At 45.1% G+C, this 23,347-nt stretch carries 18 protein-coding genes; 10 read left to right on the top strand and 8 right to left on the bottom strand.

Going from position 1 to position 23,347, the window contains the following annotated elements:
- Nucleotides 1-305: 305 nt before the first annotated feature.
- The 5 genes from AC1DFM_RS29700 (at nucleotide 306) to AC1DFM_RS29680 (ending at nucleotide 4,690) form a co-directional block, all read left to right on the top strand.
- Nucleotides 306-1,274 carry a metallophosphoesterase family protein gene (locus AC1DFM_RS29700; protein WP_477080416.1) on the top strand — a complete coding sequence of 323 codons (969 nt, stop codon included), beginning with the start codon at nucleotides 306-308 and terminating at the stop codon, nucleotides 1,272-1,274.
- Between the two features lie 21 nt (nucleotides 1,275-1,295).
- Complete coding sequence (locus AC1DFM_RS29695) at nucleotides 1,296-2,168, top strand: endonuclease/exonuclease/phosphatase family protein (RefSeq protein WP_477080415.1); 873 nt, start codon at nucleotides 1,296-1,298, stop codon at nucleotides 2,166-2,168.
- Between the two features lie 80 nt (nucleotides 2,169-2,248).
- Nucleotides 2,249-2,818 carry a Crp/Fnr family transcriptional regulator gene (locus AC1DFM_RS29690; RefSeq protein ID WP_477080414.1) on the top strand — a complete coding sequence of 190 codons (570 nt, stop codon included), beginning with the start codon at nucleotides 2,249-2,251 and terminating at the stop codon, nucleotides 2,816-2,818.
- Between the two features lie 67 nt (nucleotides 2,819-2,885).
- The gene (locus AC1DFM_RS29685) at nucleotides 2,886-3,833 is read left to right on the top strand and encodes an amidohydrolase family protein (RefSeq protein ID WP_477080413.1); all 948 of its coding nucleotides are present in this window, start codon (nucleotides 2,886-2,888) and stop codon (nucleotides 3,831-3,833) included.
- 176 nt (nucleotides 3,834-4,009) lie between these two features.
- Nucleotides 4,010-4,690: an SMI1/KNR4 family protein gene (locus AC1DFM_RS29680; protein WP_477080412.1), complete on the top strand. Its 681-nt coding sequence runs from the start codon at nucleotides 4,010-4,012 to the stop codon at nucleotides 4,688-4,690.
- A gap of 62 nt (nucleotides 4,691-4,752) precedes the next feature.
- Here the strand turns inward: AC1DFM_RS29680 and AC1DFM_RS29675 are convergent, their stop codons facing one another.
- From AC1DFM_RS29675 to AC1DFM_RS29645, 7 genes are all read right to left on the bottom strand, one after another.
- Nucleotides 4,753-6,273: a discoidin domain-containing protein gene (locus AC1DFM_RS29675; protein ID WP_477080411.1), complete on the bottom strand. Its 1,521-nt coding sequence runs from the start codon at nucleotides 6,271-6,273 to the stop codon at nucleotides 4,753-4,755.
- A gap of 24 nt (nucleotides 6,274-6,297) precedes the next feature.
- Nucleotides 6,298-7,395 carry a discoidin domain-containing protein gene (locus AC1DFM_RS29670; RefSeq protein ID WP_477080410.1) on the bottom strand — a complete coding sequence of 366 codons (1,098 nt, stop codon included), beginning with the start codon at nucleotides 7,393-7,395 and terminating at the stop codon, nucleotides 6,298-6,300.
- Between the two features lie 36 nt (nucleotides 7,396-7,431).
- Nucleotides 7,432-9,297 carry a RagB/SusD family nutrient uptake outer membrane protein gene (locus AC1DFM_RS29665; protein WP_477080409.1) on the bottom strand — a complete coding sequence of 622 codons (1,866 nt, stop codon included), beginning with the start codon at nucleotides 9,295-9,297 and terminating at the stop codon, nucleotides 7,432-7,434.
- 32 nt (nucleotides 9,298-9,329) lie between these two features.
- Nucleotides 9,330-12,671 (bottom strand): TonB-dependent receptor, encoded by a 3,342-nt coding sequence (locus AC1DFM_RS29660; RefSeq protein ID WP_477080408.1) that lies wholly within the window; start codon nucleotides 12,669-12,671, stop codon nucleotides 9,330-9,332.
- A 228-nt stretch (nucleotides 12,672-12,899) separates the two neighbouring features.
- A complete protein-coding gene (locus AC1DFM_RS29655; RefSeq protein ID WP_477080407.1) occupies nucleotides 12,900-14,162 on the bottom strand; it encodes a FecR family protein in 1,263 nt (420 codons plus the stop codon).
- A 162-nt stretch (nucleotides 14,163-14,324) separates the two neighbouring features.
- Complete coding sequence (locus AC1DFM_RS29650; protein ID WP_477080406.1) at nucleotides 14,325-14,906, bottom strand: RNA polymerase sigma-70 factor; 582 nt, start codon at nucleotides 14,904-14,906, stop codon at nucleotides 14,325-14,327.
- A 271-nt stretch (nucleotides 14,907-15,177) separates the two neighbouring features.
- Nucleotides 15,178-16,902, bottom strand: coding sequence for a glycoside hydrolase family 43 protein (locus tag AC1DFM_RS29645; protein WP_477080405.1), 1,725 nt, complete (start codon nucleotides 16,900-16,902; stop codon nucleotides 15,178-15,180).
- 365 nt (nucleotides 16,903-17,267) lie between these two features.
- Here AC1DFM_RS29645 and AC1DFM_RS29640 point away from each other — a divergent pair, with 365 nt between their 5' ends.
- The 5 genes from AC1DFM_RS29640 (at nucleotide 17,268) to AC1DFM_RS29620 (ending at nucleotide 22,050) form a co-directional block, all read left to right on the top strand.
- Nucleotides 17,268-17,831 (top strand): TetR/AcrR family transcriptional regulator, encoded by a 564-nt coding sequence (locus AC1DFM_RS29640; protein WP_477080404.1) that lies wholly within the window; start codon nucleotides 17,268-17,270, stop codon nucleotides 17,829-17,831.
- Between the two features lie 69 nt (nucleotides 17,832-17,900).
- On the top strand, nucleotides 17,901-18,788 hold the full coding sequence (locus tag AC1DFM_RS29635) for an alpha/beta fold hydrolase (RefSeq protein WP_477080403.1): 888 nt from the start codon (nucleotides 17,901-17,903) through the stop codon (nucleotides 18,786-18,788).
- 73 nt (nucleotides 18,789-18,861) lie between these two features.
- Nucleotides 18,862-19,629 (top strand): sulfite exporter TauE/SafE family protein, encoded by a 768-nt coding sequence (locus tag AC1DFM_RS29630; RefSeq protein WP_477080402.1) that lies wholly within the window; start codon nucleotides 18,862-18,864, stop codon nucleotides 19,627-19,629.
- A 58-nt stretch (nucleotides 19,630-19,687) separates the two neighbouring features.
- A complete protein-coding gene (locus AC1DFM_RS29625) occupies nucleotides 19,688-20,575 on the top strand; it encodes an alpha/beta fold hydrolase (RefSeq protein WP_477080401.1) in 888 nt (295 codons plus the stop codon).
- Nucleotides 20,576-20,844: 269 nt separating this feature from the next.
- Complete coding sequence (locus AC1DFM_RS29620; RefSeq protein ID WP_477080400.1) at nucleotides 20,845-22,050, top strand: FAD-dependent oxidoreductase; 1,206 nt, start codon at nucleotides 20,845-20,847, stop codon at nucleotides 22,048-22,050.
- 79 nt (nucleotides 22,051-22,129) lie between these two features.
- Here AC1DFM_RS29620 and porV read toward each other — a convergent pair whose 3' ends face one another.
- Nucleotides 22,130-23,311: a type IX secretion system outer membrane channel protein PorV gene (porV, locus tag AC1DFM_RS29615; protein ID WP_477080399.1), complete on the bottom strand. Its 1,182-nt coding sequence runs from the start codon at nucleotides 23,309-23,311 to the stop codon at nucleotides 22,130-22,132.
- Between the last annotated feature and the right edge of the window lie 36 nt (nucleotides 23,312-23,347).

Genomic DNA, 23,347 nt, shown 5'->3' with positions numbered 1-23,347 from the left:
TTTATTTTTTTGAAACAGCAACAAAAAATGTAAACTGAAAATCCTTTTTATTGAGGGAGTTAGTCGCAAAGGAAACAAGCGGGAGCAAAAGAAGCAATAAAAACGCCACCAAACTATCTGCTACAATGCATTTAGCAAATTCATCCCTAAGATAACAACCAGTGCTATAGCAGATTTTATCTTTATATTTCCAAAAAAACTTCAGACCTATATTATAAAATCCTGAAAACATTACCTATACTTGTGTTTAGTATTTGTATTTAATCAAAAAATCAGGTCCTCCGTATTTTGCAAATCTTTATAAAATGAATAGAAAAGACTTTCTGACAAAAACCAGTCTTGCTGGCGGCGCTTTCTTATTCCCACGTTATCCCGAGTGGAAGCCTTCCCATAAAAAGGTCAGGTTTGGTGTAATTGCCGATTTACACCACGATATTATGCATGACGGGCCAGCGCGACTAACAGCTTTTATTAATAAGATGAAAGCCGAATCACCTGATTTCATTATACAGATGGGCGACTTCTGCTATCCTAAAAAAGAAAACCAACCCCTGATGGATATCTGGAATCAGTTCAAAGGACCAGCTTATCACGTAATAGGCAACCATGATACAGACACCGGGTATACACGTGAACAGGTAGTGGAGTTCTGGAAGGCCAAAGGCAGATACTACTCTTTTGATGCCAACGGATTTCATTTCGTTGTACTGGATGGCAACGAACACAACGACAGCAAATCGCGGCCACCGGGTTATGCCCGCTTCATATCCCTCACACAACTGGAATGGCTAAAAAAAGACCTGGAAGCTACCAACTCCCCCACGATTATATGCTGCCACCAGGGATTGGACAATGATGCCGGCGGGCTCGAAAATGGTACCCTGCTGCGATATACCCTCGAACAAGCCAATCAAAACGGGAAACAAAAAGTAATCCTGGTACTGAGTGGCCATCATCATCAGGACTACTATAACTTTATTAATGGCATCCACTATGTGCAAATCAATAGTGCCTCTTATCAATGGCTCGGTGATGACTACAAGGAAATCCGTTATTCCGATGCAGTAGACAAAGCCCACCCAATGATAAAGTATACCGTACCTTATAAAGATCCGCTTTGGGCCACCATTGAAATAACAGAAAATGCCACCATCACCATCAATGGCCGGAAAACAGTGTTTGTAGGCTCTTCACCGGAAAAACTGGGCGTAAAACAGGTGGAATATATTTATCCCATTGTACCTGTTATTTCCGATAGAAAACTTAAAATATAATTCAGCCAAATCTCCTTTCATATGAAACATTCAACAGGTCTGCTGGCCATTATCTGCTTATTATGCGCTTTTACATCTCCCTTAAAAGAAAAAAAGCCTCCTCTATCCGTCATTACCTATAATGTATGGAATGGCTTTGAAGGTGAAAGCCAGCGGAAAAATACTTTTGTAAACTGGGCCAGACAGCAGCATCCTGATGTAATGGCTTTGGAAGAATTAAATAATTTTACACAGGAGTCTTTTAGCCAGTTAGCTGCATCATGGGGACATCCCTATGCAGTTATTCTCAAAGAAAAAGGATATCCTGTTGGAATTTCTTCCCGCTATCCCATCACGAATGTATACCGGCTTACTGCCGACATGCATCATGGATGTTTATATGCCGAAATAAAAGGAATTGGATTCTTCGTAGTACACTTCTCTCCTTTCAGCAGCGCCAGGAGATTGCAGGAAGCCAATGCCGTACTCCATGCCTTACAGGAAAAAGAACGTGCCGGGAAGCCTGCCATCATCCTGGGCGATTTCAACTCATTTACACCCGGTGACAGTATATTCTATAGTAGTTCCGGCGTCCGGGATAGCATGCTATTGGCTCAGAAAGAAAATAAGGCGTTACAAAACCTGGACGGGAATAATGAAATAGATTACAAGGTACTACGTACTTTTTTGAGTACAGGCTTCTCTGACAGTTTTTCAATGTTCCATAAAAAATTTGAATCGAGTTATCCTACAAAGGTATTCCCAAATGAACCGCTAAGCGGACAAATAAATATTGATCATATTTTACTGTCTCCTGAAATAAAAAATGCCTGCAAAAAAGCAGATATAGTGAAAGACCCGGTAACGGATACCTTATCAGATCATTATCCTGTAAAGGCACTCCTGCTTTTTTAAACAATCTTTCGGGCTTTACATTTCTGCTTATATTAAACTCCTGCTTCTTTTGCTTATTATTGCTGCAATAATCCATCCGCATGCATGAACAGCTGACTAAATTCATCACAAGCAGGGTCCAACTAAATGAAACCGATTTACAACAAGTACTTTCCTGTTTTCATCTGATAATTGCAAAAAAGAATGAAGTCATTGGCAGAACGGGAGAAATATCCCGGCGCATGTTCTTTGTGAACAAAGGATGTCTGCGGGTTTATTTTATAAAGCCGGATGGAAGAGAAGCCACCCGCCGCTTTGCTTTCGAAAATTCTTTTTCTACATCTTTAACTTCTTTTATCGGCGGCTCGTTGTTGAAAGAAGATACACAAGCTGTTGAACCATCTGAGTTACTATATATTAACCGGGAAGATTTTTATAGGCTGCTAAACATTATTCCCAACTGGGAAAAATTCTACCGCGGTTTTCTTGAACAAGCGTATATTATTAACACAGGCAGACTGGAAGATTTTATTACACTCAATCCACGGGAACGCTATCAATTGCTGCTAAAAGAAAATCCTGAAATGGTACTCCGTTTACCCAATAAGTTGGTGGCCAATTATCTCAATATTACCCAGGAAGCGCTTAGCAGAATAAAATCCGGATACTGATTATTTGATCAGGATCAATATTATACAAAATGTATAGCTGGACTTTTGTATCATAAATTAATCAGCTATGCGTATTATAACATTAGAAGAACACGTTGCCTTACCTGCGTTTGCCCATGAGATACAGCAATGGCCTCTGCCGCAACAAGCCATAGAAAAATTGGCTGACATCAGCGATGCCCGCTTAAAATCGATGGACGATAACGGTATTGATATGCAGGTATTGTCTGTAGTAGGCCGAGGCGCCGAAAGCTTACCTCCCCGGGAAGCCCTGCCATTTGCCATCAGGTATAATGACATGCTTGCCGCAACAATTGCCGCACATCCTACCCGATTCAAGGCATTCGCCCATTTACCGATGTCTTCTCCGGAAGCGGCAGCCAATGAATTGGAAAGAGCAAAAGCAACACATCATTGCTGTGGGGCCCTGATCAACGGGCTTACAAACGGGAAATTCCTGGATCTTCCGGAATTTGCACCATTACTGGAAAAAGCAGAACAATTACAAATGCCCCTTTATCTTCATCCCGGCCTTCCACCTGAAGGGGTTGCTGAAGCCTACTACCACGATCTGCCAGGACCATTAGGGGTGATGCTTGCCTGCGGTGGTTGGGGATGGCATGCGGAAACAGCCTTACAGGTATTACGTTTGATTACCACAGGAACACTGGACCGTTATCCCAGGTTAAAAATCATCATTGGCCATATGGGAGAAATGATACCGATGATGATGTCCCGGCTGGATGAAAAATTCAAAGCCGGTACAGGATATCATCAGCGTGCCGTCAGTCAAACCCTGCGCGATCAGGTACACATTACTACCAGCGGAATTTTTACCTTGCCCCCTTTAATGGCGGCACTGGGAACTTTTGGTATCGATAATGTGATGTTCTCCGTAGATTATCCCTTTAGCACCAACGAAGCCGGAAAACAACTGTTGGAAAGCATTCCCTTGTCAGCTGAAGAAGTGGCGAAAATAGCCGGTGGAAATGCGGAGAAACTGCTGGGGTTGTAAGGTTAAACAACATGTGTTCACATACTGCAGTTTATGGCAATACAAAGTAAAGGACACCTGCAAATGAAAATGAGTTTGAATATTGGATGGGATAATAAAAATTTGGCGGATACTTTTTTTGTTATCTATAAGCGGTGTAACTTTCCCAAATCATTATTCAGACACAAGTCCTAACAATGAAAACAAATAATTCAATTGCCTTCTTTGAATATCTAAAAGCCCGAACAGAAGTAGAATGGGAAAATATTACCCAGAACGATCCTTTTCACCMATCCATACAACCCGGTACTAAATGGAAACCAGGTCTTTCAGAAGAAGAGCTGCAGGCATTTGAGCAAGAGATGGGATACACTTTTCCTGAACCGCTTCGCAATTTTTATCGTACTATGAATGGGCTGGATAGACCCAGTATTTACATAGATGAAGACAATACTCCTAATCCTTACAAAATCTTCTACTCCTATCCGGAAGATTTAAACAAAATCCGCAGCCAGATCAAATGGATTCATGAAGCAAACAGGGTAACACCTGCGATACTAAAAGCAAGGAACATTTCAAGAATCTTTCCTGTATGGGGGCATCGTTTCATCATGATTGATGAACCAGGACACCCGGTATTGTCAATGTACGGCAACGACATTATCTTCTACGGATTCACGCTGGCAGCAACCCTCTTAAAAGATCACCTGAGTGGCAACTATTGGCGACAACATGGTGAACCGATAGTTCCATTCTGGTACCCCGGATGGCACCCATACCCTAAAATGCCTAAGCGCAAACGCAGTAAAGGTGTAATGACTAAATACCTGCAGAAGATAAAAAAACAAGTTATACTACAAAAACGAGCTATGGGATAAATCAGAAAGCGAGGTACCTCCTTAAAAGGAAGCACCTCGCTTCTACTAACCCTCTCTAAGTATTACCAGGCCCCAATCTCCGCCAGTGCGCATGATCTGCCATCATCATAACTGCTACTGGTTACTATCCGGAAATATCTGGCATTTACCGGTGTAGTAAAAGAAATAAACTGGTCCATATCACTTTTTCTCAAGGTAAATATGCCGGCCTGTATCCAGCTGCCGGTAGCTGTTTTGGTATATACGGTCACGTCTTTTATACCAGGCCATACCCCCTGACGATCTCTGAAAGTAAGACCGTTCAATAACTGCGAAGTACCCATGTCTATCGTCAGTTGATGAGGATGGGTAGGTTCTGCGCCACTGTATTGGGTATGCCAGTAGGTAGATGGATCGTTGTCCAGTGCATTGGTAGCCGGATAACCACTTTCTTCTGAATCCACATCCGCGATTGCCCAACCGGTTTTAGGAATTTCCGGTTTGGAGCCGATGGCTGGATCTAATACAGGTACCTGGTTGATAAACGAATAATGATACGTTACAATGGTTTGGCGGTATCCGTTTGCACCTAGCAGGTCAACGCGCAGTGCATAAGTACCCGTCAGATCCCAAAGCTCACTGATGGGCGTTGAAATGCTAAAACTATCGGTACCTATGGGGGCGGCCGACCAGCTGGGCGTATCATAGGAATCAGCATTGGCATCCGGGTCCTGGTATACGTTGATACCGTTAACCGGTTGCGCTGCAAAGAAACGTCCGGTAACTACCATGTTGCCATTGGTATAGCTGATATTCACCTTTTTCACATAGGATTTGAAAGACTGCTGATAATTCGTCACCACCGTATTATTAAATAATTCACAGTTGTTTAAAATAGCGCAGGCAGCTTTCGATAAAATAGTGCCCTTGGTGAAATCGTTCCAACTCATCAGTGAAGTGCCTATGGTAGCGGCTTCGCTCTTCTTTTCTTTATCATGTGGTAAGCCCAGGCCATGACCCAGTTCATGTGCATTGCCCGCTACCCAGTCGATACCCACCCCATACTGTTTGATGTCCAGTTTACTATGATCCAGTATAAAGGCCCAGTTGCCGATGCCGTAGTAAGGAACATCTGCATGCGTGACATCCGGAACAGGCGTAATCACGAGATAATGCTCACTTCTTTTTTCATCAGGATGTTGCAGAAAGTAGGCTTTGATATCGTCCATCATCAATCCGGCGCCGCCGTTGTATGGATAGGAAGAGGCGGGGTGTGAACCCTGCACCACAGAAAATGCTACCTGCGTGCCGGCAGCGTTGGTTTGAAGACCGAAAGTTTTCAAACCAAATCCATTACGGTTCATTTCACCGCGATAAAAGTCGCGGTAGAAGAACAGCATATCCGTCATTCGTTCCCGATAACGCAGTAGCGTATCCTGTCCCTGTGGCAGGAAGTAGATAACATTCAGTTTATAAGTACTTTGATTGACGCCAGGTGGTGGTTTCTTACCATCTGTATTCGTTTCCTTTACTTTACCACAGGAAGCCAATAAAAGTACCAGGCCGATAAAGGCGGCATAAGTCCAACTTGTAATTGTTTTCATATGTTTATTTTGAGGATGAAAAATTTACAATGCGCCATACAGGTTGATTTCAGCCAGGAAGCCGAAGAAGTTCGGTCCTTTGGTGAGCACAACTTTTATATATTTCCATGGCTGTGGTGCCACAGAAAAGAATTGTTCTTCATTTTTCTGTTGGAAGGGAAAAGTTCCCAGATCGGTCCAGGTTTGGCCATCGGTGCTTCCCATGAGTTGTATTTCCGTTTGCCCGCCTTTATTGTTCTGGCGATTTACGAGACCTACTCTGGAAATGGTGGCTGATGTTCCCATATTTACTGCAATCCAGTGTGGATAAGGTGTTTCAGCTTCCGACCAGCTGGTATGCCAGAAAGTGCTGATGTTACCATCAATGGCAGCCGTAGCATATCCGCTTACCGGACCTTCCCCTCCTGCTTCCTGGTCACTGAATCCGGCGATAGACCAGCCGGTGCGGGAAAGTTTGACTTCCGTTAACGGCGTGATAGTAGCCGTTACAGGATTGGATTGACGCCGTGATATATCCGTTACCGTTACTACTACTGCGAGCGGACTACCACCCGGCATACCGGAAAGATAGCCGGCGCCGTGTGGTGCCGCCGACGTAAAGGCCTTGGTCACTACTTTATTGGTGGCAGGGTCTGTATAGGCCGCATTTACAATCACTGTTTTTCCGGAATTATTTTCCCAGGTGATCAATGCACTGCCGATAGAAGGCGAAATCTGGAGCGTGCCGGCAATGGCGATATACACTGGTGGCTTGGGTGTGAGCGACAAGCTGGTAACTCCGCTCACCGCACCCGAAGGCCCTACTGCTTTGATGGTAAAAGTATAAGGCTTGTCGGTGAGACTACCCACCACGGCCGTATCGGTATAGCGACTGAATTTAAATTCATTCACCTTTCCGGTACTGTMGGTATAGCTAATGGAGGTATAGAGATAATTAGCAGAATCGGTTGGCTTGTTGCTCACCGGGTCCCAGATAAAAATAGCTTCGCCATAACCAGCCACCCCTTTCACGTTATTCAGCGGGGCAGGTGGTATGCCTGCTTCTTCTTTCTTTCTGCAACTCATCAGGTTCATCAATAGCACCGCGGACAGGATGCCTGCTAATAGTTTTTTATGCAGCATAATGAATGTTTTGAGATAAATACTTTTTTAAGATGCTTACCAACCGGGATTCTGAACAAGGTTAACGTTCTTACCCAGTTCCTGTACACTGATCGGGAAGAGGTAACTGGCGGGTGTTTTGAACACCTGGTTCAACACCGGTGTCACCTGGTTAAAGGAGCTTTCATCGCTTCCCTGGAAATTCATACCGTAGATGGTTTGATTCAGGTATTTATCCCCTTGTTTCCAGCGGCGTACATCCCAGAAATATTGCCCTTCAAATACCAGTTCTATGGTGCGTTCCTGCCGGATAATATTTCTCATCTCCTMTTGTGTAAACACGGCCGCATGGCCTGCTATCGCCCAGGACGCCTGAACAGTTGGCAGCATTGATCTTTGTCTGATCCCGTTCAGGTTGTCCAGTACCAGTTGTTGTTCTGCCGGACCATAGTATTCATTCAATGCTTCTGCATAAGAGAGATATAACTCGGCCAGTCGCATGAGCGGCCATGGATAATGCACCAGGGTGAAATTATTATCGTCTGCTACCGTTTGCGGATGTACTACTTTCTGTACCAGGAAACCAGTCAGCGAATAGTTGGTGGCTCCGGAGCGCCATCCGTGCGCTTCTCCGGCTTTAAAGTGCATGGTTTCGATGGTACCATTTACCAGGTAACCACCATTATCATAAGCTACGGACGCATAATAGCGCGGATCTCGATGCAGGTTTACATTCATGGTATGTGCATCCGGATCAACTTCATACCGCTTCGCATAGGCCCAGGTTGGATCTTTATCGATCGGTAATCCATTTTCTGTATAGAATGTTTCTACGGTTCTCAAGCTCGGGCCAATACCGTTGTAAGTATTTCCGCTAAGTGGTGCACAGTTTTGCTGCCATTGATAGTTTCCTTCCGGTACCGAGTATCCCCATATCAGTTCTGTATTCCAGGGGTCTACCATGGCGAAGCGGTAAGCAATCATGCCGGTATCACGGCGTGTTTTTTCAAAAATATTAGTCGGGCCTTTATAGTCAGCAAACTGATAGAGACGTCTACCACTTTGTGTAGCGGCGTCTATAGCATCTTTGATGGCATCAATGGCGCGTTTCCACTTTTCTTTATCATAGGCCGCATTCATCAGTGGCTGGCCATTCCTGTTTTTGAAATTGGMGTAGTATTCACTATTGCCATTAAACAGTGGAGATGCAGCAGTGAGCAGCAGTCTTGCCTTCATAGCTTTTACCGCTGCGGAGGTAACACGACCCAACTCATTCTGTGCCGGGATAGTAGCGGGCAACATAGCAGTAGCTTCATCAAATCTGCGCACCACGTAATTCACACAGGAATCGTATGGTTGACGCGTCGGAAAAATATCGTCACCACTGGTAGCATTGAAATCTATCTGATGATCAATTATCGGAATTGGCCCATACTGACGTAGTAGAATATAGTGATAATAGGCAGATAGAAAGATGGCTTCTCCTTTCCAGCGTTTCGCTACCTCAGCGGTAACACCAGGCACTTTGTCCACATTGTCGAGAAAGATATAACACTGCCGTATACCTTCAAAAAGACTGATCCCCGGAATACTGTTCTTGCCTTCCCAATAGTTGAACAGCGGATCGGAAGAATTCTGTTCGCCTCTCAACATTCTTGAAATAACATTTCCCTGCCATACGGTAATAGCCTGATCAGTAGCGCAGGCACTGATGTTACCATAGCTCGCATCATTCTCCGTAGGCATATAGGCATATAGAGAATACAAAAAGCGTAAGGCCGTATTGTAGTTTTGAAAAGCGGTATTGATGGTTGCTGTGTTAGGAGGTACAATATCAAGGTACTTTTTACAAGACAGCAACCCCGATGTCAGAAGACAAATCAAAAGACCGCCGGTTATATATTTTCGTTTAAAGAGATTCATAAATTTCTTTTTCAGCTGATGAATGAATGTTATCAGAGATTGAACTGTGCACCTAAGTTCACTACCGTCTGTGGAGGATATCCCAGACCATTGCCTCCTCCCTGTTCGGGATCCCATAATTTAAATTTCGAGAAGGTAAGCAGGTTGATGCCTCTCAGGTATATTCTTGCAGATTTCACCGGGTTGTAACCTATTTCCACCTGCTTCAGGCGCAGGAAAGAGAAATCCCGCAACCACCATGAGGAGTTTTGTTCATTGTTGGGCGCTGATTCCAATGCAGTCAGTCTTGGATAAAAAGCATTCAGATTCTGATTATCCGGCGACCAGTGGTTATCTGCAATAGCCGCTATCAGGTTATTCTGAGAGCGTCCGAAAGGCCTGAATCCGTTGATATAGTCGGACATATGAGATAATCCCTGGAAGAAAACACCCACATCAAACTTTTTATAGTTCACTGTAAACCCGGCACCATATACAATTTCAGGCACTCTGGGATACCCCATCGCTACACGGTCGTTGTTATTAATGACGCCATCTCCGTTGATATCCTTGTATTTGATATCTCCTGCTTTAGAGGCAATGAACACCGGGCTGTTAGCGGCTTCCTTGTCGTCGATAAATAACCGTTCTGCTACCAAACCGAAATTGGTATTCAGCGGATGATTGATGAACGACAGGTTGGGAAGGCCTGCTGCTGCATAATTCGGCTCATCATAATACAATATCTTATTGGTAGCATATGTGAATGTTCCGCGGAAAGATACCTGCAGATCATTGCTGATGGTGTGGTTATACAAGAGTGTAGCATCAATACCGTGATTCAGTACCCGTCCGATATTGGAGTAAGGCAATGCACTTAATACGCCTGCTGTAGCTGGTATGGTACCTCGTTGCTGGTAGATATTGCTACGTATCTCCCGGAACCAGTCGAGGTTCAGGGTCAGGTCGTTGAACAAGCCCACATCAACCCCTATGTTCATCTTTTTACTTATCTCCCATTGAATATTATTATTCGGGTAACGGGTAATTTGTATACCGGACATCCCGTTATCGAAGTTATAACCGGTAGTGAAGCCATTGTTACTATTCATGTTCACCACGCTCAGATAGGGAAACCGATCGCCCCCGATCTGGTCGTTACCAGACAACCCATAGGAAGCGCGCACCTTCAGCAGGTTAATACGATTGGTCCAGGCCATGTCCTTAAAGAAGGATTCATTAGATGCTACCCAGGAGATACCACCTGCCGGGAAAAAACCATAGCGATGTCCGGCTGCGAAATTTTCGGAACCGGTATAACCTAAGTTAGCTTCCAGGTAATAGCGGGAGTCGTATCCATATGCCAGACGTCCCGCCCATCCTTGCTTACGGGAGGGTAACGCATCCACTATCTTATCACCGGGTTTGTTGGTATTATATTCATTTCTTAAAAATACCAGCATACCGGCTACGTCATGCTTATCATTAAACACGCGGTTGTAGTTCAGGGTGGTTTGCATGTACAACGTTCTGTCGCCGTTGTTATCACCGGATTGGGCCAGTGCGGTAGAACCACCCGCTGCTGCAATCCAGTTCAGGTTGTATACATAGCTTCCATCAGCCTCTTTACGATAGCTATCCAGGGTATAATAGTAGGGTGTATAAGTTCTTTTGATACTGCTGCTGGACCAGTTTTTAAAAGAGATGAGTGCATTAAAACTTAATCCCGGCGTAATCATATCCAGCTGCTGCTTTCCTCTCAGCGTAGTGAGGATGGTGGAGGCGGCGGATTGATTATATCCGTTTACCATATCCGCATAGGGATTATCGCGGGTGTTGGCACCGAGGAATCCATCTGTTTTGTTACCAAAATAAATATGATCCGGCGCACCATCAGCAGGTGTGGGATAGTAAGCCGGGAAATCTACTCCATTGGCACCCATTACTTTCCCAAATAAATCAGAAGCGCCTGTGGCTGGTCCGATGTTCCGGTAATAATCCGCGTTGATATTCAGTTCCAGCTCGGTGGTCTTAGTGGCTTTTACGCTTACATTATTTACGAAGTTGAAACGATTGTTATCGATGTTATTTTTAAATCCGGTGAGTAAGCCGTTGTTCAGGATGCCCATGTCTTTGTAATAAGCGATGCCCATGTAATAGCGCGCTACCTGTCCGCCGCCCTGCACGTTGAGATTGGCGTGATGGCTCAGTGCATAATCTTTAAACAACATCTTATACCAATCCACATTTGGGTAGATATAGGGGTCTAATCCCTGGGCGGTGCCATTAATTTTTTCCGGAGAATAACGGTCGGCGTTGTAAGGGTTATCATTCCGCAATGCTTCATTATACAGCTTCATGTAAGAAACACCATCTGTAAACTTCACAATCTGTGTAGGCGAAGAAACAGAACTTTCCACCAGCCCGGTAATTCTTGGCTTTTCCATGATTCTGCCCCGCTTGGTTTCAATCAGTATTACGCCGTTAGCGCCTCTGGCACCATATAATGCGGTGGAAGACGCATCTTTCAGAATAGAGAAACTTTCTATGTTGCTGGGATCAATACTATTCAGATCGCCGGAAGATATTTCCACGCCATTGAGAAAAATCAGTGCGCCGGTTCCGCCGTAAGTAGAAACACCTCTGATCCAGAACTGGGCACCACTGCCGGGTTCACCGGTAGATTGCCGTGCAATTACCCCTGAGAGTCTACCTGCAAATGAAGAGGACAAGGTACTTGAGGGCGTCTTCAATTCCTGGGGAGAGATGGTGGTGATAGCACCTACGATACTGATTTTCTTTTGTTTGGTATTAAAACCGGTAACCACCACAGAGTCGATACCGATGGAAGCCGGTACCAGCTGTACTTCTACGAAGGTTTGATTATTAACGGGCACTTCTTTGGTGGTATAGCCGAGATATTTAAACAGCAGTACGGCATTTCCGTCTCTGACGGAGATCACGAATTCACCTTTTCTATCTGAATAAACGCCGTTGCTGGTTCCTTTTTCCTGGACACCTACTCTTTCAAGGGGGAGTCCTTTTTCGTTGGTTACATGCCCGCGGATGGTCATTACGGGTGCTACAGCGCCTTCTGTGTCGGTGGTTTTCTTCAGTATAATGGTATTGTATCGGACAACATAGGTGAGGCCCTGATTTTTAAGGCATACATCCAGTACTTCCTGTAAGGAAGCGTCTTTCAGATTCAGGTCGATGTGGGTTGCCTGTTTTACCAGGTCTGGATTATATATAATCTGGTAGCCACTCTGCTGACCTATCATCCAGAACACCTTTTCCAGTGAAAGGTCTTTCCCTGAAAGATTCATCTTTTGAGAATAGGCATTACCCCGTACCTGGAGACAGACGACTAATAAAACAAAAAAAGCTAGTCTCATAACGATGTGTAACAAGATTCTGGTTCTTCGCATGCTCCAATGACACGAGCGTGCATTTTGCGTAAGCAAATACATATATTTGTATAGTTTCGTTTTTGATAACAGGAATTCTACGCCTTGTGGAAAAAGCGGACATTTACTACCGGAATACCGCCTGGCCGCGGGTTCCGGTTTATTTTGGCTGATACGTGTTCGTGTACTTTTCTTATTTCATTGTTCCTCCTTATTTTATTTTGACATACGTGATACCATAATTTTGTTCCCTGTGATAAGGAAGCGCAACCGGCCATCGGCTTCCAGTATTTCTATTAATTCCCTGATATTTTCTTTTCGTTCAATGTTCCCTGCAAAACGGATATCGGTCATATCACCGTTGTAGTCTACGCTTACGTCATACCACCGGGCAAGTTGCCGCATGATGGTTTTAATGTCAGTAGACCGGAAGAGGAATCGTCCATTTTTCCAGGCGATTTCGGCCTCGAGGTCTGCAGGTTTTACCTGCATGGTATTGGTTTGTGGAAACCATAAGGATTGTTGTCCTGGTTTAAGCACTACTGAATTTGTTCCTTTTTGCATACTCACAGCACCTTCCACCAATGTAGTTTTCACCATTTTCTCATCATCGTAGGCCATCACATTAAAATGGGTGCCCAATACTTTTACCAATCCTTCATCCTGGTCAGCGCGTCTTATTTTTACCAGGAAAGGCCATGCTTTTTTTCCTTCTGAAAGATGTGTTACTTCGAAGTACGCTTCTCCTGTCAGTATCACTTCCCGATTGTTTGTATTAAATGGTACCGGAAATTTCACGGTAGAGGTGGCGTTGAGAAAAACGCGTGTACCATCTGATAAAACGATTTCATACTTTCCTCCTTTAGGCGTAGATACGGTATTCCAGGTAGCTGCCTCCTGCGCCGCCGGGGCGGATTTCTGATAAATCAGTACGCCTTCCTGATGCTGGGCAATGAGGCTTCCTCCCTGCAATGCCACGGTATCTGCGGCTGTATCTTTTAAAGCAATCGCATCTCCATTGCCTAATATCAGCGTGGCTTTACTGCTGCCGGGAGTAATAGCTACCGCGCTGATCACTGGTTTATTCTGCGGGCGGCGTGTTTCCGGGGTAATCAGGTATTTGATCATGATGGCAGCAAAACATAACACTGCTGCCGCTGCTGTCCATTGCCACCATGGTCGCAGGCGCCCCTGTCCTGAGGCAGCCGGTGAATCTTTTTCCGGTGTTTCCGGCAGCGACAAACCCGCAGACGTAAAAATCCGTTCGGTAAGCGCGTTGATATCATGTTTTCCTATTGCCTGTAACTCGTTTTCCCAATGTGCCGGGTTGCCGAGTTGCTGGAATGTGGCCTCATTCGCTTCATCAGCAGCTCTCCACGCCTGCAGGGCCTGCAACTCTTCTGTTGTTATTTTTCCCTTTTTCAATTGTTGTATCAGCGCTGCTATGCGCAACGCCTCATCCATTTGTTCATCTTTCATGGCATGCAAAGGAATTTTCTGCTTATATTATTACAACGCCGCATACCCTACTTTGTACCATCGGTTTGGCAAAGTTTTTTTTCAGCAGGGTAAATACAAAAGGTAAAGGCGTTCTGATGGGGATTTTAAATGGCCCCATTTGCGGCCGGACACGGACATACACTAACGAAACAGCAATAATATTGCAAGATAAAGTTCGAGATATGACCGGTATCCCAGCTTATTCCGGAGGATAGTGAGGGCTTTTGTTTTCTGATTCCGAACCGTTTGATCCGAGAGATTGAGCTGCAGCGCTATTTCCTGGTTGGTGAGTTGGTGTACATAACCCAGGATAAATACTTCTTTCATTTTGGCGGGCAATGCTGCAATTGCTTTTTGTAATTCCGCCATCATTTCTGCATAAATAACTTCATCTACTACTACGCCGGCATTGACTTCATTGAATGCTTCAAATTTTCGCTGCTCCCGCTGACGATCTCGGATGTATTGCAGCGCCGCATTCCGGGCAGCTACATAAAAAAAGCGTTTCACATTACTGAATGAATCGAATGTTTCCCGCTTCTCCCATACTTTTACCAGTACTTCTGTTACAATATCTTCCGCAGCAGCACTATTCATGATCATCCTGTCCGCATAACGACACAGTACCGGCCCATACACCCCAATCAGATGGCGATATGCGAATTCATCACCTGCCCTTAACCGGTTGTAGCAATCTTCGTCATCTAATACTTCTAACACCATATCAAAGGCAAGTACCTGCTGGTAAATTAAAAAATGCAGATTTTAAGGCGATCAAAAACTGTCGTGCAGATAGGTCGCCACTAAGCCCCCCGCTACTTTCATCGGCAATAAAAAACGCATGTGCGCTAAAGTAGGGGGCAATAGTTCATAAAACTACACGAAAATTGATTTATTCATATCTTTTTTTGACATCTTCTGCTTTTACTGAAAGGCAGGGCTCACCTGAGCGGAAAGCCCTGCCTTCGCCTTTAACAGGATTATTGTTGCGTGGTTAGTTGTTGCTGCCGGTAAAATGAAACCAGTTAACAGCTACATAACCACCTTCATTTCCCCGGATGGTATTAAAATTAAACAGGGCAAAACGGTTGGCAGTCCATGGATACCCTAGTCCCATTTTCAGCTGATCGCCGAAAGGAATAAAGCGTTTACCATCGAGGCTATACGAAAAGCCGGCAGTAAAGCCTTTATCCGTCACCGCAGCGCTGAGCCATATACGGGTTTGTGATACAGGGATGCTGTCTATCACTTTACCATCGTTCACCATCACCAGCGTAGTGGTGTTTTTCTCTTTTCTGATACCTATAAAAGCATAGGGACTTTGAAAGATGCCTAAGCCGCTGATATCTCCATCTTTTAAGCCGCTCATATCCATTTCTGCTTTGCCGGTGGAAGATGGCCCCTGCACGCGTTGTGTGAGTGTATTGCGTGCTTCTGTTAATGAAGGCGCATAGGAGGCATGCAACCGCATGCTGCCTTTTTTTTCTGTAAGCGACCATTTGCTGTTGTCCGGGTTGTGATTCCACTGCCATTGCAATCCCAGTTGAGGACTATTAAACTCGTCGGAGGTAGCTGGTATCGTTATTGCCACTGGTTTTCCTATGTCTGGCTTTTTCCCGGTGTTGTATCCTTTCCCATTTTCACCAAGGATAGGCCATCCATCCACCCAGTTAACGGGCATCAGATGGGGTACGCGTCCGATGGGGCCACGATCCTGCATAATGATAAACCACCAATCGCCGTTCTTCAGTTGTACCATGCCTCCCTGGTGAAGACCGTTGGATGGATAACTGCTTTCATCCTGGTAAATGATTTTTGATTCATATGGTCCGGTAATCTGTTTGCTGCGCAAACAAACCTGCCATCCTTCTGTACCACCGGCTGGATTGGTGATATAATAATAGCCATTGATTTTATACATGTGAGAACCTTCCATGCCATAGGCGGTGCCGGGAGCGGAAGATCCCTGTGGACGGTTAATAGCGCCCTGCCAGATCTTCACATTCTCTCCTTTCACGGATAAAGCATCCGCTGCCAGCTCCGTCAGGTAAAGGGTGCCAGTGCCGTGTACAACGTATACTTTGCCATTGTCGTCAAAAAATAATCCGGGATCATAGAGGTATTCCGGAAAAATAGTTCTGGTCCACGGGCCTTTGACATCCTTCGCGGTACAGATAGAAAAATGGCCCTTTTCAGTGCCCCAGCCATAGGGTGTACAAAATCCTACATAGAATAAACCGTTGTGATACCGGATGGTATTGGCCCAGGAGCCATTGAGGTATAACGTACCTCCCTTCATATCATACCTGGGATCTTCATCGTAACGGTTTACTGCGTAGCCGGCCATTTCCCAGTTTACGAGGTCTTTGGAGCGTAAGATGGGACTGCCGGGTACAAAGTGCATGCTGGTGGTGACCAGGTAGAACCAATCGCCCACCCTGATAACATCCGGATCGGGCCAATCGCCCCACAGTAGCGGATTTTTGAATGTCCCATTCCCATTATCTGCCGTCCACTGCTGATGGCTTCCTTTCTTTTGTGCCCACACGATGCCGGGTATTACGGCCATTGACAACAAGAAAAACAGGCATACTATTTTTTTCATGATGATGATTACGTTTTTAATGATTCCTATTTGTGTGCCTGTTTCCCAGACAGTATCGTTTCCGAATGCAGACGCCATCAGGCTTTCGCATTCCTCCGCTGCTGGTTGCAACAAATAAAAAATGGATGTTTATGACAACGTATCCTGGCCGGAGAAGCTATTACCGTGGAATAATAATAGTAAGGACACGCTATATTAATTGTTCACTGAATGATGACATCATTTACCATTTTGTGCAAGGCAGGCATCTGCTTATATCAGCCAGTTACAGATGACCTTATCATAGCGGCAATGTGCTCATCGTTCTTTATAAAAATATCAGGGACTCAAAGATGCAAAATATTTTTTGTTTTTTCTTCCCCAAAAATGGCCTGCTAAAATTGGTCATCTGCCTAAAAAAGAAAAATGGGTGATAAAATATTTTTGAAAATATTTTACCGAACGTTTGGTAATATCAAAAAACGCCCTACCTTTKTTTCATGAGACCGCAAAAAATAGACGACGCAAGATTGATAGGAGGACTGATGTCCGTGTTACAATCAAAGGGCTTTGAAGGCGCCAGCCTCAACGACCTTGCTAAAGCCACCGGCTTACAGAAAGCGAGTCTCTACCACCGGTTTCCCGGCGGGAAGAATGAGATAGCCATGATGGTGCTTGAATATGTATACACCTCGGTAAAAGACAACATCTACCACGTGCTGGCAGAAAAAGGGGTAGCGCCGGCTACTAAATTGCAGCGGGTGATCCAGTTCATCAAAGAGTTGTATCAGAATGGTGAGAAGAGCTGTATCCTGAACGCCCTCTCCCTTGATTCGGGCATGGTGGCGTTGGGCGATGCCATCAGCAAGGCCATGTTACTGTGGATTGACGCATTTACGGCACTGGGGGTAGAACAAGGCTTTACCAACGCACAGGCAAAGGCGAAAGCAAGGCAATCGCTGGTACTGATACAGGGAAGCCTGGTACTCTCGAAAGGATTGAAAGATCCTTCTCATTTTCACAAGGCTTTAGCTGATTTGAAAGTGCTTTTCACACACGAATAATATTTTTTTCCTTTTAATTTTACCGAACGTTCGGTAATTATATTTAAACCACTTTAAAAATTTCATCAAATGAGCAACGTTAAATACCACACCACTCAAGTAAATGGCATCGATATCTTTTACAGAGAAGCTGGTCAGAAAAACAAACCAACCCTGGTACTATTACACGGTTATCCTACTTCCTCCCATATGTACCGCAACCTGATGCAGGAACTCTCCGACGAATACTATCTGATAGCGCCCGACTATCCCGGCTTTGGCAGAAGTGCCCAACCACATATGACCGATTTCCCCTACACCTTTGCCAGCCTGGCCGACATCGTACAAGGCCTGCTCGACCAACTCGGACTGAAACGTTACAGCCTTTATCTCATGGACTATGGCGCACCGGTAGGCTATCGTCTGGCAACAGCACATCCCGAAAGCATTGAATCATTGATTGTACAAAATGGATGTGCGTACAATGAAGGACTGGAACAATTCTGGGACCCCATCAAAGCATACTGGAAAGATAAAAACGATAAAGTAACAGAACGTACCCTGGAAGGATTTCACAGCATAGATGGCCTGAAATGGCAGTATACACACGGCGTACCGGATACCACGGTGATCAGCCCTGACAACTGGGAACTGGACCTGCGTCACCTGCAACGCCCGGGTAATAACGACATACAGCTACAACTGTTCTACGACTATCAGAACAATACCACCTTATACCCTCAATGGCAGGAATACTTCCGCACTCATAACCCGGAAATGCTGATTGTATACGGTAAAAACGATTACATATTCCCTGTAGCAGGTGCTGAAGCCTATAAGAAAGATGTGAAACACCTGGAATATCATTTATTTGACGCTGGTCACTTTGCTCTCGAAAGCCATGGAAAAGAAATAGCCGCCACCATCAGAGAATTCCTGGGAAGAAAAGTTGCCCGCAAATCATTAGCAACTGCCTGATCATCCCATTACACACCAGGAGCGCAGGTCACACCCCGCTCCTGGTTTTACACCTTTAAATTGTACCTACGTCATGATACCCGCGCAAGATGCCCTTGTTTTATTTGGTGCCGCTATTTTCGGTAGTGCTATGAATGCCGCCGCCGGCGGTGGTGGTTTCGTTTCTTATCCTTCGCTGATATCCATTGGTACCACACCGTTAGCCGCCAACGCCATTAGTACAGTAGCGTTGTGGCCGGGGAACATCGCCAGTATCAATGCGTACCGTACCGATACCGACTATAGCTGGAAACACACCGGCCCCCTTATTATTGCCATTACGCTTGGGGGCCTTATTGGCGCCAGCCTTGCAGTGATATCATCTCCTGAGCTGTTCCGTAAGTTCGTGCCGTTTTTTCTGCTCTTTACCTGGCTGCTGTTTGTGGCCAGTCCGGTACTTATCCGCCGGTTGCTGAACGGACCTCAACATCATATCAGCATAACCAGCAAAGCAACTACATTATTACTCATCGGGATCTATGGCGGCTTTTTCGGCGCAGGGCTGGGCATGATATTACTCACCGTTTTCAGCTTCTTTGGATACCGGCAACTCAATGAAATGAACGGGCTCAAAGTATTATTAGTGTCCTTCAACAACGGAATTGCAGCCATTGCATTCATCGTTTCCCACATGATTGTTTGGGAATATACACTGATCATGCTGGCGGGCGCCTTGCTGGGTGGATATTACGGTGCAAAATTTACCCGGAAAATACCACAAACTATATTACGCAACATCATCATTGTATTGGGAGCCACTATTACCTTGTTATTCTTTCTGAAAGAATATTATCAACACTGAAAATTATTAACAGATGAAATACCGATTAACTTTGCAAATCTTTTTAATACTCATACTTATGACAACTACTTTAGCCGGCACTGCACAAGAGCAATATCCGGTATATCACAGAACCATGAAGGTGGATGGTCTTAATATCTTTTACCGGGAAGCAGGTGACCCTACCAAACCTACGCTGCTCCTGTTACATGGGTTCCCTTCTTCTTCCCACAATTTCAGAACACTCATTCCTTTGCTGAAAGATCAGTTTCATATTCTGGCACCTGATTATCCTGGTTATGGATTCAGTGATATGCCAGCCATGACCGACTTTGATTATACCTTTGAAAACTATTCACTCATCGTTGAAAAGTTCCTGCAGCTGAAAGGCGTTACCAAATGCAGCATGTACATCTTCGATTATGGTGCACCGGTAGGTATGAGAATCATTCAGCGTAACCCGGCTATACTCGATCGTTTGATTGTACAGAATGGAAATATTTATGCAGAAGGATTAAGCGATATCCTGAAATCATATAAGAAAAATATCGACGAAAACACAGAAGCTTCCCGCGCCAAAGTATACAGTGCATTTGAACTGGAATATACCAAATTTGAATACCTGCATGGAGTGAGCGATTCTACTAAAGTAGCCCCCGAAAGCTACCTGCTGGATCAGCTGTTGATGGACAGACCCGGCAACAAAGACATTMAGTACAAACTGAAATATGACTATCGCTTTAATATTGCGGAGTATCCAAAATGGCAGGAAACCTTGCGCAAACTTTCTCCGAAAGTGTTGATTGTTTGGGGTGAAAATGATCCGGTATTCCTGAAACCTGGTGCACTGGCTTATAAAAAAGATATGCCTGATACGGAAATGTATTTCTATCCAACGGGGCACTTTGCGTTGGAAGAATATGCCGTGGAGATAGCTGCGAGGATCACCGCATTTTTACAACACTAACGACTAATAAATTCATACTACACTAACAACAAAAAGCATCGCGTCTGCGATGCTTTTTTATTGAATGAATACCTATTGATACGCTCCTCCTTCGCCACTGTACAGAGCGGTTTATACATCTGTTTACCTGAAAATATTAATAATATCGGGCCCCCCATACTGTTTCACCGTTATAATTGCTCCTTTCACCGGCAAACCCGGGTTATCTTACCTGTTTTCCATTGTTGTGGGTACACGGTATCAATAGCTTTGCATCATAAACAAATTATATGATCAACAATACCCAATCAAAGCATGTATTGATTATTGGTGGCGGAGTGGCTGGTCTGGCGCTGGCCTTATTCTTAAAAAAAGCCGGTATTTCCTGTAGTATTTACGAGGCATATGCTTACAAAGGAGCAGCCGGTGGTGGAATGAATATTGCCCCCAATGGGATGAATGTATTGGCGGCACTGGGATTGGCGGACGAACTGGCCGCCCGTGGTGCTATTACAAAGGAGCATTGTTTCCGGAATGAAAACGGGAAAGTGTTGGCGCGTATTCCCTATGGAGATACCAACAAATATGGGCAGCCGGGCGTAAGTATATCCAGGGCTGCATTATATGAGGTATTGACCGATGAAATCAATAAAGCGGGTATTGAGGTCAGTTACAATAAACGATTACAGTTTATTGAAGAACTTCCCATTGGCGTCACGGCTTATTTCGAAGACGGAAGCAGCGACAGCGGTCATATACTCATTGGTGCGGATGGTATCCGTTCCAAAACACGCAGCCATATTTTACCCATTGGCCCCTCCCCTTCCTTTGTAGGCGTGGTAGGCGTAGGCGGATTTGTGAAGCTGGAAAATGTGCCGGAGCTTACCCGACAGGATTTAAGCAGTCTGAATTTTACTTTTGGAGCCAAAGGCTTTTTCGGTTATTGTGCTGCTGATAAGGGGTATGCGATGTGGTGGTCCAATCTCGAGGCAGCGCAGCCTATGAGCGAAGCCGCCTTGCGGGATACCGCGATGGATAAACTACAGGAAGAAATGCTGGGGATTTACCAGGATTTCCATGCACCCATTACCGCATTGATTAAACATACAGAGCGTCCAATCAGGCAAAACATCAGCGACATACCGTCGCTACCCACCTGGCATAAAGGCCGCGTATTACTGATTGGCGACGCTGCTCATGCAGTAAGCCCCAATGCTGGTCAGGGCGCTTCTTTAGCATTGGAAGACGCTATGTACCTCGCCAAACTACTCCGGGACGAAAAAGCAGATTATGAAAAAGTATTCACACAATTTGAAAATGGTCGCAAACAACGCGTAGAGAAGATTGTAGCGGAAGGACGCAAACGTAGCGCCGACAAAAAAGTCCTTACTCCCTTCCAGGCGAAGATTCGCAACTTCATGATGAGCGTGTTTATTAAACTATTTGGTATCAAAGGAATTGATTGGGTATATCGCTATAAAATAGACTGGGAATAATGACCGGGTCAAATCACCAGGAAGGGCTCCACCAGACGGCGGAGCCCTTTTCTCATCTCTATGTTAGTGGCAGGTTATGTCAATCCTTCTTACCCAAATCAAAAACAAGCGACAAGCGCATGGTATTTGACAATGGGTTCCGCGTAGTACCGGCCCCCGATGGGATCACATACGACAGGTTAATGCCTATGGCGTTCCAGCGCACGCCCATACCAGCAGTAAAATATTTGCGGTTGCCTTTCTGGGCAGATTCATGAAAATAGCCCCCTCTGATGGCCAACAAATCATTGTACCAGTATTCAGTACCAGCTGACCACATCACCTCCTGCAATTCCTCTTTAAAACCACCTGGCGCATCCGTAAAAKAACCCAACATGCCATCCATGGAGCCTTTGCCGTAGTTGCCGGCAGTACTATCTATGAGCAACGCCGGTGTAGGCACCAGCAGCTTGTTGATGTCGAGCGCAAAAGTGATTTTATTTTGTTCATCCAGCTGGTGCGTATAGGCGCCACCGATACCCAAATTGGCAGGCATGAAATATTTCTGTGCATCACCGCCATACGATATTTTACTTCCCATATTGGTAATAGCCACACCGAGATTAAAACGGCCGGATTGTCCGTTTTCATACTCTTTTTCCTTGGTATAGGTAGCAGATAAATCTGCCGCTACCGTATGTCCGGGCTTGAATGCGCGGCCACCGTCGGTATGCTGACCACTACCCAGGTTGGAGTAAATATAGCGCATGGCCAAACCCAGCGACCAATGCTCACTGAGCTTACGAACATACCCCGCATCAATGGCCATTTCATTAGGCCGTGCTTTGCCCTGCTCCTGTCCATCTTTATTGCGGAAATCTACATTTCCCATGGAAAAATAACGGAGTGATGCACCAATGGTTTGCTGGTCGTCCAGCTTTTTAAAACCACTCAAACTGGCGAGGTACATATCACCTACCAGATCTCTGAGCCAGGGCGTATAACTAACGGCTACGCCTGCACTTTTTTCGGAGAATGCCAATGCCGATAAATTCCAGTAAACGGAGTTAGCATCTGGTGAAAGCGCCAGTCCCGTTTCTCCCATGGCGCCACTGCGGGCGTCCGGAGATATTCTCAAAAAAGGAACGGCGGTACTGATGGTATTGGATCTGCCATCTACATTGATACCAGTGGCAGGGATGGTTTGCGCCTGTACCCTACCCGGAAAAATTGCTACAGCGGCGGACAAGCCCAATGAATAAACAATATATCTGAGCAACATAATGACCTGTTTTTGTGGATAAGAAAATGTCGGCTG

It is taken from the genome of Chitinophaga sp. 05T412, assembly GCF_056396465.1.
This window is presented reverse-complemented; position numbering and strand designations above follow the sequence as displayed.

What these genes read in the sequence shown, in the direction of transcription:
- AC1DFM_RS29700 (WP_477080416.1), top strand. Translation starts at nt 306, where the DNA reads ATGAATAGAAAAGACTTTCTGACAAAAACCAGTCTTGCTGGCGGCGCT.
- AC1DFM_RS29695 (WP_477080415.1), top strand. Translation starts at nt 1,296, where the DNA reads ATGAAACATTCAACAGGTCTGCTGGCCATTATCTGCTTATTATGCGCT.
- AC1DFM_RS29690 (WP_477080414.1), top strand. Translation starts at nt 2,249, where the DNA reads ATGCATGAACAGCTGACTAAATTCATCACAAGCAGGGTCCAACTAAAT.
- AC1DFM_RS29685 (WP_477080413.1), top strand. Translation starts at nt 2,886, where the DNA reads ATGCGTATTATAACATTAGAAGAACACGTTGCCTTACCTGCGTTTGCC.
- AC1DFM_RS29675 (WP_477080411.1), bottom strand. Translation starts at nt 6,273, where the DNA reads ATGAAAACAATTACAAGTTGGACTTATGCCGCCTTTATCGGCCTGGTA.
- AC1DFM_RS29660 (WP_477080408.1), bottom strand. Translation starts at nt 12,671, where the DNA reads ATGAGACTAGCTTTTTTTGTTTTATTAGTCGTCTGTCTCCAGGTACGG.
- AC1DFM_RS29655 (WP_477080407.1), bottom strand. Translation starts at nt 14,162, where the DNA reads ATGAAAGATGAACAAATGGATGAGGCGTTGCGCATAGCAGCGCTGATA.
- AC1DFM_RS29650 (WP_477080406.1), bottom strand. Translation starts at nt 14,906, where the DNA reads ATGGTGTTAGAAGTATTAGATGACGAAGATTGCTACAACCGGTTAAGG.
- AC1DFM_RS29640 (WP_477080404.1), top strand. Translation starts at nt 17,268, where the DNA reads ATGAGACCGCAAAAAATAGACGACGCAAGATTGATAGGAGGACTGATG.
- AC1DFM_RS29635 (WP_477080403.1), top strand. Translation starts at nt 17,901, where the DNA reads ATGAGCAACGTTAAATACCACACCACTCAAGTAAATGGCATCGATATC.
- AC1DFM_RS29630 (WP_477080402.1), top strand. Translation starts at nt 18,862, where the DNA reads ATGATACCCGCGCAAGATGCCCTTGTTTTATTTGGTGCCGCTATTTTC.
- AC1DFM_RS29620 (WP_477080400.1), top strand. Translation starts at nt 20,845, where the DNA reads ATGATCAACAATACCCAATCAAAGCATGTATTGATTATTGGTGGCGGA.